General features: G+C 56.6%; 7 protein-coding genes. 4 read left to right on the top strand and 3 right to left on the bottom strand.

Going from position 1 to position 13386, the window contains the following annotated elements:
- Together B2R17_RS22235 and B2R17_RS22230 are read left to right on the top strand one after the other, a co-directional pair.
- A partial coding sequence (locus B2R17_RS22235; RefSeq protein ID WP_286765723.1) for a GTPase-activating protein occupies positions 1 to 2611 on the top strand: 2611 nt, incomplete at its 5' end.
- A gap of 34 nt (positions 2612 to 2645) precedes the next feature.
- Positions 2646 to 2828, top strand: a complete 183-nt coding sequence (locus tag B2R17_RS22230) for a hypothetical protein (protein ID WP_286765722.1) — start codon at positions 2646 to 2648, stop codon at positions 2826 to 2828.
- Positions 2829 to 3200: 372 nt separating this feature from the next.
- On the opposite strand, the gene B2R17_RS22225 is transcribed toward B2R17_RS22230, so the two are convergent.
- Complete coding sequence (locus B2R17_RS22225; RefSeq protein WP_286765721.1) at positions 3201 to 7940, bottom strand: PVC-type heme-binding CxxCH protein; 4740 nt, start codon at positions 7938 to 7940, stop codon at positions 3201 to 3203.
- A gap of 293 nt (positions 7941 to 8233) precedes the next feature.
- The gene (locus B2R17_RS22220; protein ID WP_286765824.1) at positions 8234 to 10153 is read right to left on the bottom strand and encodes a sulfatase family protein; all 1920 of its coding nucleotides are present in this window, start codon (positions 10151 to 10153) and stop codon (positions 8234 to 8236) included.
- Between the two features lie 374 nt (positions 10154 to 10527).
- On the opposite strand from B2R17_RS22220, the gene B2R17_RS22215 reads away from it, so the two are divergent.
- Positions 10528 to 11304: a TatD family hydrolase gene (locus tag B2R17_RS22215; protein WP_286765720.1), complete on the top strand. Its 777-nt coding sequence runs from the start codon at positions 10528 to 10530 to the stop codon at positions 11302 to 11304.
- 231 nt (positions 11305 to 11535) lie between these two features.
- Positions 11536 to 12225 (top strand): response regulator transcription factor, encoded by a 690-nt coding sequence (locus tag B2R17_RS22210; protein WP_007324346.1) that lies wholly within the window; start codon positions 11536 to 11538, stop codon positions 12223 to 12225.
- An 86-nt stretch (positions 12226 to 12311) separates the two neighbouring features.
- On the opposite strand, the gene B2R17_RS22205 is transcribed toward B2R17_RS22210, so the two are convergent.
- Complete coding sequence (locus B2R17_RS22205) at positions 12312 to 13277, bottom strand: class I SAM-dependent methyltransferase (protein ID WP_286765719.1); 966 nt, start codon at positions 13275 to 13277, stop codon at positions 12312 to 12314.
- Positions 13278 to 13386: the final 109 nt, after the last annotated feature.

Here is a 13386-nt window from a genome sequence, read left to right as displayed (position 1 = left end):
TCCCGCCGTTGTGGTTCGCGAAAACAACGATCCAACTCGATCGCATTTGCAGTTCCGTGAGCAGAACGGCAAGTGGAACACGCAAGGCGGGCCGATCGGATCGGCCATCCAATTGTTGCCACCTCAGATCGCTGAGCCTTCCAAGATGGATGAGCCGGTGTTCTTGGGCAACGCGGATGTCATCAGCACCAACGAAACGGTGCAAACGCCACGCATGGTGACTCGCCAAGATGCACGCCTCAACGGCGTCCGCAAGACTTGGGAAGCTGACGGACCTCTGTTCACACAGACCGAGCCATCTATGGTTCTGCGTGGTCCTGAGTCGGCCGAAGCTGAGTTGGAAGCACCGACGAAGGGACAAGTGGCGGACACGCCGCCGGATTTGTTCGATCCAACCAAGATGCCCGCGGAGTTTGATTCGCGTCCGACCAAATCGGTTTCCGATCGACAGAACGCATCGGGATGGAATGGTGAAGACAAACCAAACACGACCCAGTGGAATGCTCGGCGGAATGTCGACCGGGTCACACCGCTTCGCGATCCAGTGCCATCGACCACCATGGCGCCGATTGGCAGTGGTGCCCTGCCCGCTCGCACGTCCCCGTCTTTGCAATCATCCGCACTGCAGTCGCCAACCCGGTCGCCGGTTCAAGCGGAATCGTTGCCGAGTCTGCCGGCTTTGAACGCGCCGTCGTTCCAAGCACCGCAGGTGAACGAACCGATTGACGATCTGCCGCAAAAGGTTGACGAGCTGACCAGCAAGATCGAAGAGCTGACTGAACAACTGAACGCTCTGAAGTCCAGCAAACCGCAGCCAATCGAAAAAGCTGCACCCGAAAAGGTCAAAGCAACACCGGCCGCTCCGAAGATCCAGGCTCCGGCCAACGTCATCCCGCCGAGCATCCCGCAGAAGCGATCGGCAATCGAAACGTTGCCGGAAATGAAGCCGACTGATGTCTTGGAGGAATTGCCGTCTTTGAAGGATGCTCGTTCGTCGGTCTCTCAAGAAACCGTCGGAAGTGGATTGCAAGGCGGTCAGTTGTCGCTGGAGGCACCGAAGTCGCTGACGGAACCGAAGTCGGCGATGAAGCCAAAATCGTTGGAGGTCGAACTCGATTCGGCGGACAGCAGCGAAGTCGATGCAGCTCGCAAATTGAACGAGAGCATCGCGGAACAGCTTCGTCGCGAGGAGGCTCGCGATCGGATGCAAATTCAAAACCGTGACGAAGACGTCTCCCTGCAACCTGCTTCGCCACGACGCTCGACCAACGAGTCATCACGGTTGAATTCGGCGAAACGTGATCAAGGGATCTTTGATCAGGAAGAGTCCGACAAGCTGTCGCGTGTGCCGCTGCAACCGGTCGAACGTGATCGACTGATGCCGCTCGAGGATGCACCCGCCGGATCGGTTAGCTTGCGAGACATTCGCGGAAACGATCTGGACGAAGCTGATTTGGAAGATCTGTACGATGCCGAATCCAAAGCCGCCGAATCAGACGCTCTCGCTGAAAAGGACGATTCAGCGGAGCAACGACGTTTGCGTTTGGCTCAACTTGATGCGACCGGTCGAGCGAAAACTCACAGTGGCAAAGGTGCTGCACCGAACTTGAGCACCGGTGTGATGCGGATGCAGAAACCGATCGTTCAGTGTCTGCAGCATTACTATAATCAACGTGAGAAGGCTGACGGACGCAGCAATTGGGGCATGATGCATGCCGTGATGGTGTTCGGCCCCGACACTCGTTTGATCGCTCGCGGTCGCGACTATAGCACGATCGCTTGGATGGCTGGCAACAACGTTTGTCGCGGTCAGCGATTGATGGAAGTCGAAGGCGGAAAGATCAAGGCTCGCGAGGGCGTTGGGCTGCAAGGGCACCAAGCCCAGTGGTTGGCCGTTCTCGCGATGGCTGGCGTGCCAAGCGACTATCCGTTGTACGTGGATGGTGAAAAGTTCAGCGTGGCGGATCTGGTCAAAGTCGAAGCGTCCAAGTGCAAGGAAGGCGAAGAACTCACGTTCAGCCTGATCGGGTTGTCGCACTACTTGGACACGGAAACGACTTGGGTCGGTGCCGATGGCGAGCGTTGGGATTTCTCCCGTTTGATCGCTGCGGAACTGGATCAACCCGTGGTCGGTTCGGCTTGTGGCGGAACGCACCGCTTGATGGGGTTTGCTCACGCGTTGCGGAAGCGGCGTTTGGAAGGCCAACCGATCGATGGGCAGTGGGCTCGCGCGGAGCAGTTCCTCGATGACTTCGTCGATTACACCCTGCGTTTGCAGAACCGTGACGGTTCGATGAGCACGGATTGGTTTGAGTCACGCCAGGACAACGGTGACTTGGATCGCAAGGTGCAAACGACCGGGCACATGGTCGAGTTCTTGCTCACGCATTTGCCGGACGAGGAGTTGTTGGAGCCCGAAGTGTTGCGATCCGTCACGTTCTTGCTGAACGCGATGTTGAAGGGACGCAACAACGATTGGTCGATCGGGCCCAAGGGGCACGCGTTGCGATCGCTGGCATTGTTCCATCAACGGGTTTACGGCGAACCAGCACCGCTCGCGAATTCACGCAGCGTCGCAAGACAACGCCAACCAACCCGCCGATCCCGCTAAAGGTCGCGCAGCCAATATCGAACCCTCGTAGGCCATGTCCCACATGGCGATGGGTGACATGCCGTGGCCAATGACGCTCGAGAAAGAGCGTTGGTTGGTTGTCACGCCTCGCTTCTTCCGAAGCATCGGTTCGGTCGCCAGGTACAACCTGGCCTACGGTGGTTGTGGCACGAATTCGCGAAACCGGATTCGCCAGAATTCGGACGTGCTCATGTAGGCCATGTCCCACATGGCGTTGGGTGAAATGCCGTGAAAACCGACGCTCGCGAAAGAGCGTTGGTTGGTGGACGCCTCGCTTCTTTGGAAGCATCGGCTCGGTCGCCAGGTACAACCTGGCCTACGATGGTTGTGGTATGAATTCGCGTGGCCGAATTCGCCGGAATTCGGACGTGCTCACGTAGGCCATGTTTCACATGGCGATCGGTGAAACGCCGGGGCCAATGACGCTCGTGAAAGGGGGTTGGTTGGTGGACGCCTCGCTTCTTTCGAAGCATCGGTTCGGTCGCCAGGTACAACCTGGCCTACGATGGTTGTGGCACGATTTCGCGTGGCCGGATTCGCCGGAATTCGGACGCTACGCGAACGCGTTTTACTTTTGATTGCTGAGGATGTAGTTCAGCAGCTCGAAGACCTCGTCCTCCGTGTACTGATCGAGCAAAGCCTTGGGCATCATCGAAGTCGATGTCTTGACCATCTGCTCAATCTCATCCTGCTCAATCACGGTGGGCTCCTTTGCCTCCGCATTGGCCAGCAACTTCACGACGTCGTCGGTTTCTTCGACCAACAAACCCGAGAACGTTTGCCCGTCGGCGGTCAGAACCAAGTGCATTGCGTACTTGTCGTCGATGCGGTCAGACGGATGCAGGATCTCCTTCAACACCTCACGCGAATCGCCTTTCCATTTGCTGACGACTTCGTCGAGTGCCGGACCGATTTGCCCGCCTTTGCCGGCGACCTGGTGGCAGCTCGCACAGGTGGCCTGTTCGAAGATCTTTTGCCCGATTTCCGCGGTTCGACCACGCAAACCCTCAGTCAGCTTGTCGCCGGCGAAATCGTCGATTGTCCAGGCTTGCACAAACGAACGATTGTTTCCGATCGGATCAGCGGGCTCGAATGGATCGGCGTTGTAGGCGTCGAGGTCTTCGACGACGACCATCACACCGTACATCCGGTACCAGTGTTGAGGGAACGTGCAAACGTAGGGATACTCACCGGGATCGGTGGGAGCCGTGAACGTCAACGCTTCCTTTTCGTTGGAGGCAACCAGGTCAGTGCTGTGTAGCACCAGTTCGGAGTCAGGGACGTATTGCTTGCCCTGGAATCCACCGCGAGGTCCGGCTTGCAAACCAAGTTCGGCCACCTTTTTCAGTTCACCAGGGACGGTGATGACCAAGTTGTGCGGCATGCCGTCGTGGTTTTCCAAGACAACTTGCACGGGGCGTCCCGCTTCGACAGCGAAATAGGGCAAGTCGTAACGCATCTCTTCATCGACCGTTTTGATACGGACCAAACGCACCGTGATCTCACGCAGACGATCGCGAAATTGTTTGGCGGTCTTGGTCGGCAATTTGGCGATGGCTCGGTCGGCGACTTGCATCGCGTCGATGAACGAGTCGCTGGTGCGGTTTCTCGCCTTGGTTCGCTCGGCAAAGTTGACAAGATAGCGAGCCAACTTCAGCGACGTTTCAGGCTGGTAGGCTTTCTTCGGGATCGCGAGCAGCGTGGCAATTCCGTCTTCGCGAAAACCTTCGCAGGCCAGGTTGCCGACTCGTTCAAACGTGTCGTTCCAGTCTCCCGGGACAACTGCCAGCGTTCGAATGGCGGCGGCAACAACTTCTTTTTTGTCGCTGTTGGACATCAGATCGACCACTCGTTCACGTTGCGATTCACGATCCAGTCGATCGGGAAGCATCGCGACGCCAGTCAACCAATTGACCTGCGCCGCATCGGATCGCTTTGCCAATTCGAACGATGCGACGTCATCACCGGCAACAATCAATCCAGCCAACGCAATCGGAGCGATGGCAGCATCGCCTCTTCGAGCGGCTGCGATGAATCGGTTCTGCAACGATTCCAAGTTGCCAGCGGGAAGCTTCAATAACATGTTCGACAACCCGCGAGCGGCTCGCAGGGTGACGTCTCTTTTGGACTTGTCTTTCCAGTCCAAGTTCTCGATGACGCCGAGCAAGACATCGCCTGGGTCGGAGTCTTGCAGGGCCACCAAGGCGTCCAGTGCGGCACGTCGGTCTTGGTCGCCAACTTCGCCTCGAGCCAAAATCGCGGCATGCAGCGGTTCGTATTTTGGATCTTTGGAATCTCGCGGGACAGCCAACAACGCTGGCGTCGAAAGTCGTTCGATCTGATACGAAACGATCTCTGGTGAAAGGTCAAAGAAGACCGGCAACGCGGCGTTGTACGGAGCAATCTTGCTGCCGTGGCCGTCGAACGTCGCACCGGGATCGGTCAACAGGTGGACTTGGTCAACCGCATATCCGACCTGAGGTTGAATGTGCCCGGCGTGAGCGTGGGCTGTCTGACTTTTCGCGTTCTTATCCTCTGGCAGATACGGAGCACGACTGGCGATGACCTGTTCGAAACGCTGCATCGTTTCTTCGAGAGCGTAGTCGAGATAGTGATCCATCGGCATCTCTTTGACACGCAATGCCGCTCGGATCAAACGATCTTGATCGTCCAACGCCCAGGGTTCGCCGAACGCGTGCGAAATGCCACGCAGAGCTTCCATGCGAACTCGCGGATGTTCATCGGTCACAAGTTCTTCGTAACGCTGAGTCGTGTCTTCAATTCCGGCCCAATAGGACAGCACGCGGGTGGCGGCACTGCGGGCTCGATGATCGTCGCTAGCGAGTAATTCCGTCAGGAGTTCTTCATGGACCATGTTGTGGGCTTGATGAAGCCAAAGCAGTTCCAGCAAATCATGATCGTCGCCCTTGCTTTCTCTAAGTCGTTGCAATTTGGCTTGTGCGCTCCATAGAACATCGTCAGTTGGTCGAACATGCAGTTCTCGACGGACACGGTAAGCGTGTCGTTGGTTCTTGCGACCAACATCCGAGCACAATTGATCGATCAGGTCAGGCGTGCTGGTCTCCGCGATCACAGGGAGCTTCACCAGCGGACGTTCTTTGTGAGTCAAACGCCAGATGCGGCCGTGGCTATGGTCGCGGCTTGGATCACGCAAGTTGTGTTGCAGGTGACCGATCAAGGCGTTGTGCCAATCGATGATGTAGAGCGATCCATCAGGAGCGATCTCGATGTCGACGGGACGGAAGTTTCCATCGCCACCACCGACCAACATCGGTTCCTCAGTGCCTTCGTAGCCAGAGTCCTTTTCCACGACTTCGTGTCGAAGCACGGCACGGTCACCGATCACGTTCGTCACTAGGAAGTCGCCTTGAACGTCATCGGGGAAGTGCTCGCTGCTCAGGAAGCGACACCCAGCCAGCGGGCGAATTCGTTTTGGGTAGAACGTTTGGTAGTCGACCAATCCATCGTCGTATCCTTGCTCTCCGGCAACGCGGCGATGTTGGGAACCACCCGGGTGCTTGATCGGGTAGTCCAGTCGTGTGCTGATCCCGGTTGCCCAGTAACTTTTGCCAGGCGAAGCGTCACCGATGAAGTCTTGTCCCCATTCGTTGAATCCGAAACCCCAAGGGTTTGCGAACGCGAAGTTCACGTGAACGCCGAATTTCTTCGTGCGAGGATCGTAACGAAAAACACCACCCTCCAAGTTTCGTGTCAGTCCGTAGGGACTTTCAATTTGCGTGAACTTGAACGTCCCTTCTTGGGCATAGAGATGCCCGCCGGGACCAAAGTCAAACGCGGCCAGGCCGTGGTGCGAATCGGCGGTGTCAAAGCCAACGATTGCCCGAGTTCGCTTGTCCGCGACATCGTCGCCATCAGTGTCTTCTAAAAACAAAATGTCGTGTTGCCCGCCAACGAAGACGCCACCACGTCCGATTTCGAAACCGGTCGGTTGGTGTAATCCGCCGGCGAACGTTTTGCACTCGTCCGCGTCGCCGTCACCATCGGTGTCTTCCAGGATCAACAGTTTGTCGTCCATCGGCGACTTCGGTTGCCAGTGCGGGTAGCTCGGCATGGTCGAGACCCACAGTCGGCCTTTGGAATCAAAATCCAGTGCGACCGGGTTGGCAAGTTCTGGGAACTGTTGCTCGGAAGCGACCAGTTGAATCTCGTAGCCATCCAGCAACGTGAACGTTTTGAGTTGTTCGTCGGTCGTCAGGTATTCCAACGATCCAAGCTTCCCGCGTTTCGCGTTCGGATCATCTGGACCACCCACGTTGGTTTTGGGGATGATGAACGGCAGCGTGTTGGAATCATCGATCGGTTCGCTGATGTTCTCGCCACCGGCGATCGCCCACACTCGAGCGTCTCGGTTGGCGGTCATTTGATCGAGAATCTCGAGTTCGCGGTTCATGACCGAACGGTTGTTGTAGGTTCCGTCGCTGCCCGCGCTGCCTCGTTTGCCATAGATCGAATAACCGTTGACCGCGCGGTAGCGATTGAACCAATGAAAGTTCTTGTCCGCGACAGCGGCCAGCAAGTCTGGGTTGACTTCGTTCGGTCTCTCAAAATCCCCGAGTAAGCCACCAACTAGTATCGGTGCCAACAGACCGTAGCCGCTTGAGTTGAGGTGACCTCCGTCAAGCGTGTATTGAAATGGGCTAAGGTCAAATGCTTGTTGGGTTCGAGTGAACAAGTCGACGAAGGCAACGCCGCGTTTTTTTGCCACCGCATTCATCGCGCGAGCGATCTTGCTTAATGCTTGATTACGAGAGTCCGCCGGCGGCAAGTTGGGATCCCGGGTTTGCTCAAAGGCAATGGGTGAGATCAGCGCGATGCGCGGGTTGCTCTCTCCGTTGTAGACCTGCGACTGAGTGTGCGAGATCAGCTCATCCAGTTCGTTGGTGAAGTCCCGAAGGACCTTTTTGTGATCCAATCCTTCGCCGAGTCGAAACGATTCGTTGTAGCCGAAGAACATGAGCACAACGTCCGCGCCGCTGTGCGTGAGGTGTTCGTCGGGCGATCCAAAGTCCAAGCTTCGCAATCGGATTTTGGGCTCGTCACCGGGTGCGCACAGGTTGCGAACCGTCAGATCCAAATCAGGTCGCACGGCATGCAAGAGCGTTTCAAACTGATTCTCATGTTGCATCCGTTCGCCGAGCGCGTTGCCGATCAGACAAACGTGGTCGCCTGGTCGAAGTTCCAACGCGGGCGGTTGGGCCTGGACGATTGCGGGAGAGAAAACAAACACCAGCGCCGCGGAGGCGAAGAGATGGCGAAGTACTGTCATCGGTTGGGGATTCACAAGACAGGAGGTGGGATGATGGCAAGGCATGCGCGGTCGCCAGATGGCGAGCCAGCACGCAATTTACAACAGCCGCGTGAGCGACGTGTTTATCAATCAAGATTGTTACACGACTTCGATGATTTCGTGTTGCGTGTCCCGAAGGATTGCTGGGCGATTTTGAGGATTTGACGCCGCGTTTTCAACGATCACCTCCGGATATCCGAAGGTGGCGGAATTCGCTCGCGAAGAGGAGTGAATTGCGTCGTGGTGAGGTGGTCAACGACGCGGTCGCGAGCTCACGGTCGATCTAGGTGATCAAGGTGTTGTTGGATCAAACCTTTCGGATCCGGATTGAAGGGCAGTCGAAACAATTTGGAGTTCATCGGGTACGGGTTGCCCGCCAACGCATTGACGTGCCGCACCATGTTGAAAATCTGCAAGGCTTCTGTCGGTGACTGACTGAGTTCCAATGTTCTTTGAAAAGTCGGGCGAGGATCTGCAACTTGCAGGATCGCGGCGAGTTGAGCGGCTCGCGCCGCAACCAGTGGCTCTGTATCAAGCGTTCGGCGATGCAGCAATTTGATGAACGTTTCGTCCGCTGCCATGTCGTGATTGGCCGATCGATTCCATGCCGCGATGGAACTCGCCGCGACCAAGGCCCAGTATCGCTCCAGCTTGTCTCCGCTGTTGATTGCTGACAGCAGAGCCTTGTTGGCTTGATCCCATGGCATGACCGCGATGTTGGCGGTGTCGATGTAGTTTGCGATCTCGTTCGACAGACGCTTGCCATTTTCGACCGGGGCGTCAATGACTTTTAGCATGCCGGCTTCGGTCAAAAAGCCAAGGTCATTGGTTTGCTTCAGCTGCGCGTTCAACTTCGCACGCAATTCAGTCAGTCGATCGCCGTGGGCAGGATCACTCGCCAAGTTGTTCACTTCATGCGGATCGTCCGCCAAGTTGAACAGCAACTCGGGTGGACGCGGTTTGAAGAACTGACTTTGGACGTTGTTGAGTTTGCCAGTGTGATACCGATCTCGCCATTGTTGGTATGCCAGCATTTTGTACCGGTAGTCGGCCCACATCGCGTCTGGTTGAAACGATTCAAAGGAGCGAATCAGTTTCCAGTCGCCAACGCGAATCGAGCGAACGAGATCGTATTTTTCGTCCATCCGGTCGGCGTAGCCAAACGTGGTGTCTCGCGTGTCGACTTTGGCGGAATCGATTCTCGGTCCGAGAAAAGCATTGCCATCGATTGGGCCGGCTTTGTCCAATCGAACACCCGCCAAATTCAGCACGGTGGGGGCAAAGTCGATGAACGACACAAAACCTTTGGTGCGAGATCCCAACTCTCGATCGACCAGGTTGCGGTAGTTGTTTGGAACACGAACGACCAGCGGCACGTGCAGCCCTGATTCATAGATGTAGCCTTTCCCGCGAGGCAGCACGCCACCGTGGTCACCGAAGTAAAACACAAACGTGTTTTCTAGTTCGCCGGCCTGTTCCAGCTGAGCGATCACGCTGGCGACTTTCTCGTCGATGATGCTCATCCGATCGCGATAGAACGCGGCCGTGTGCCGGAAGACTTGTGTGTCGGGAAAGTAGGGTGGCAGCGATACGGTTTTCTGATCGAAGTCAGTTGGCTTTTGCAATGCGTCGACGCCGAAGTGCAATCGGCCTTCGTGTGAATCAGCAAACGTGACGACGTGGAAGAAAGGTGTGTCTTCGGACGGTCGGTTTTTCCAAGACGCTTTTCGCGAGGAGTCATCCCACGGCTCCATCCGCTTTTTCGCGTTGTAGTCTTCTTTGGAGTTGTTGGTCGTGTAGTAACCAGACTGTCGAAGCCAGGCCGGGAACATTTCGACTCCCTCAGGCAGCGTGGCCAATTCAGTGCGTCGGTGAAATTGAGTTCCAATCCGAGGACCGTAGCACCCGGTGATCAAAGTGGTTCGCGCGGTGGAGCAAACTGGCGCGTTGCTGAACGCTCGATCGAACGTTATCCCGTGAGCCGCCATGGCTTCGATGGCGGGAGTCTCGACGCCGGTTTCGTCGAAGTGTTTCAAGTAGTGCTTGGAATTGTCTTCCGACATGATCCAAACGATGTTTGGACGGGAGGCCGAATCAATGTTCGTTGACTCTGGTTGTGCGAGAGCGACCGCGGGAGCAACGAATAGAATCGCCATCGAACAAGTGACGGCGTGGAACGTCGACTGAAACATCTTGGGCAAGACCTTTGGGTTCGAAGGCGGGGCCGGTCAGGATGGTGGGCGTCGATATGATGCAATCGCGAACGCGTGAGGCATTCATCGATGCGACCGGATGCCCCCCAATGTATCAGCTTGCGTTCACCAATCCGTGGAATCACGTTCGTTCAATCCCGAAATGCTTTGCCGGGCATCGAACAACTCGTCGCACCGGAATGATCTGGCGTATGAGCCAAATCGGTGCGACTGATGCATTTTCTCACTGGCGGATGCCAACGGTCGAAAGATGTTTGTGGTCGCGGGTGCTACCCAGTTTCGCGAAATGAAACAGAATGGGCGGCCCAGTGACCGGCACATCCGTTTCCGCTTTCGATCCATCCGAGCTCCGAATGAATCCTCTTTTTGACACCCACGCTCATTTGAACTCCAAGGACTTCGACGAGAATGTGGCTGAAGTGGTTGAGCGAGCTCGCCAGGCAGGCGTGGTCGGCATCGGTGTCATCGGGATCGATCTGGCGACCAGTCGCCGAGCGGTTGAGCTCGCAGCGGAGTTCCCGGACATGATCCATGCCGTCGTCGGGATTCAGCCCAATTCAGTCGCTGAATCTTCCGAAGGCGATTTCGCGGAAATTGAAAAGCTGGCTTCGGCCCCAGGAGTTCGCGGGATCGGTGAGACCGGCCTGGATTGCTACTGGGACGACACCCCGATCGAGCAGCAACAGGCTGCGTTTGATCAGCACATCGAGTTGGCATGTCGATCGAATCTGCCAATGGTCATTCACATGCGAGAAAGCGGCAAGCTGATCGCGGAACAACTCACCCGGCAATCGCAACTCCCGGCGGCAGTGATGCATTCGTTCACCGGTGATTGGGAATTGGCCGAGTGTTGCTTGGAGATGGGGCTGATGATCAGTTTCGCTGGGATGGTCACCTTCAAGAAGAGTGACGATCTTCGGGAGGTCGCCAAGCGGGTTCCCGAGGACCGATTGCTGATCGAAACCGATTCGCCGTACTTGTCGCCCGAACCGCTGCGGGGAAAACGGCCGAACGAGCCCGCTCGGGTGGAGCACATCCTGCGATGTTTGGCTGACGTGCGGAATGAGCCAACCTCGAGGCTGGCGGAAGCGACGACTGCCAACGCGAGGCGATTTTTTCAGCTTTCGTGAATCCAGCGGGCAGGGTTCGATAAGATTAGGGCATCGGTACGATGCCATGAAGCGGCCGCTAGGATCTGATTTGATGTGCCGAATCGATTGATTCTGGATTCCCGAATGAGATCTTCATCAAACCTTCAACGAAACGGCGGTTTGTGGGTGGTGCCAAACTTCACATCTTCCACGAAACTACACGCGAATCGGAAGATATGAATCTCCTCTCAAAACGCAGCATGCGGACGAATGTCAAAAACCAAAGTTCTCATCGTTGAAGATTACCGGCCGTTGGTAGAAACGCTGGAGTACCAGCTAAAACGAGCTGGCTACGAGGTCTATCGAGCTGCCGATGGACGGGAGGCTCTCAACCAAGCGAAGCTGTATTTGCCCGACGTGGTGGTTTTGGACGTCGACCTGCCAGTCTTGAGCGGTGTGGAGGTCTGCAAGCAACTGCGATCAGATGCGACGACGAAAGACACGCTGATTCTGATGCTCAGTGCGCTGGGCGAAGAGTCCGACCAAGTCGTCGGATTTGCCGTCGGAGCCGACGATTACGTCGTCAAACCCGTGGAGAGCTACAAGGTGCTGCTCCAGCGGATCAAGGCTTTGCTTCGTCGTCGCGAACCCAGCATGGACGACGCCGACGCGATTTCGCGATGTGGTGTGACGGTCGATCGCCGGCGTTTTGTCGCGACGATCGAGGGTGAAGCGGTCAAGCTGACCAAGAGCGAGTTCCGATTGCTCGACACCCTGATCCGGCAACCCGGCCGAGCTTTCGACCGCAGCGAACTGGTCGACGCGGCCCTGGGCGAAGACACCATGGTGCTAGAGCGAACCATCGACGTCCACGTCCGAGCCCTCCGCAAAAAAATGAACGAACACGCCGATCTGGTGGAAACGGTTCGCGGGATTGGCTACCGGTTTCGGGAGGAGTAGGGCTTTCGACCTTTCGGGGCGGTGGAGCATCTTCGCGAAGCTGGTGAAGGTTTGCGGCGTGCGACTCTCGGTGGGGGATCACCAAGCTACGGTTGAGGCGTCTGGGCTTCTAACAAATAGCCACCTGCGATCCGCAGTTTGTTGGCGGCGTTTTCTTCGATCGTTGTGGATCCGTCGAGTGTGAGGCGGTGGATGTGGTTGATTTGCCAGCCGCTGATTCTTAAATCCGCGATGAGTTCTCGGCGTGAGTAGCGGTGCAGGAACATGTCGGGGAGGCCTCGGTAGGCGTAGGTTGCGTCGCCGAATTCGTGCTCGTGGCTGACGATCGATTTCAGCAAGCTTTTGGCGAGCAGCCGTTTTCCGCCGGATTGGGCCAGCGATGCGTATCGGTTGTGCACGTGCAGGAGGAGTTTGCCGCCTGGTCGGACAATGCGTGAAGCGTGTCGGAGAACCGTCCGGCGATTCTTTCTGCCTTGAATCATGCCCAAGGTGCTGAACAAGCAAACCGCACCCGCCGATGAGTTGTCGGCCAAACAATCGAGCTGGACCAAGTTGGCTCGCAAAGGAACGATCGATCCAATTCTCTGAGAGGTCGATTCCACCTGGGATCGTTTCGCACGCTCGACAACGTGATTGAGCATGGATTGAGACAAGTCGATCGCGAGCACGTTGCGGCCCAGTCGCGACAACTCGGTGGCTGCTCGGCCGGTTCCGCAGCCTAAATCGAGCACCCAATTGTCTCGATCAGAAAAAACTTTTTGCCCGGTCCGCTCAGCTTCCCCCTCGGTAGATTCCGCTGGCTGCTGACCAGAATCGATAGATTCAAACACCTGGCGCAAGATCGTCTGGTCCAGCGCACAGAGCGGCGTCTCCGCCACAAAGGCGTCGTAGTGGTTGGCGATAGACCCTTGTTGGACGTATCGCCATGTTCCCGGTGCGACCCCTGCTGGGCGACGCCATTGGGATTGTTCGATTCGGGCGGATGATTCCCGTCGATCGTAATGCGAGGACTCGGCAGGTGAAGCAATTTTTTCGGGCCGAGGATCGGTCATCGTGGGTGGTTCGAGCTCAGTGGAATGGTTCGGGGGCTGTTTCAAAATGGACTCGCGATCTTATAATCCGCGCCCACAGCGGACTGGGTGACTGTTTCGCCCGCCGCTT

Origin of the sequence: Rhodopirellula sp. UBA1907 (genome assembly GCF_002337565.1) — a bacterium.
GTDB classification, from domain to species: domain Bacteria; phylum Planctomycetota; class Planctomycetia; order Pirellulales; family Pirellulaceae; genus Rhodopirellula; species Rhodopirellula europaea.
The sequence above is the reverse complement of the archived record's forward strand: the minus strand, read 5'-3'. Positions and strand labels throughout refer to the sequence as shown.

Excerpts from the sequence above, each read along its gene's own strand:
- B2R17_RS22230 (WP_286765722.1), top strand. The coding sequence starts at position 2,646 with ATGTCCCACATGGCGATGGGTGACATGCCGTGGCCAATGACGCTCGAG.
- B2R17_RS22225 (WP_286765721.1), bottom strand. The coding sequence starts at position 7,940 with ATGACAGTACTTCGCCATCTCTTCGCCTCCGCGGCGCTGGTGTTTGTT.
- B2R17_RS22220 (WP_286765824.1), bottom strand. The coding sequence starts at position 10,153 with ATGTTTCAGTCGACGTTCCACGCCGTCACTTGTTCGATGGCGATTCTA.
- B2R17_RS22215 (WP_286765720.1), top strand. The coding sequence starts at position 10,528 with ATGAATCCTCTTTTTGACACCCACGCTCATTTGAACTCCAAGGACTTC.
- B2R17_RS22210 (WP_007324346.1), top strand. The coding sequence starts at position 11,536 with ATGTCAAAAACCAAAGTTCTCATCGTTGAAGATTACCGGCCGTTGGTA.
- B2R17_RS22205 (WP_286765719.1), bottom strand. The coding sequence starts at position 13,277 with ATGACCGATCCTCGGCCCGAAAAAATTGCTTCACCTGCCGAGTCCTCG.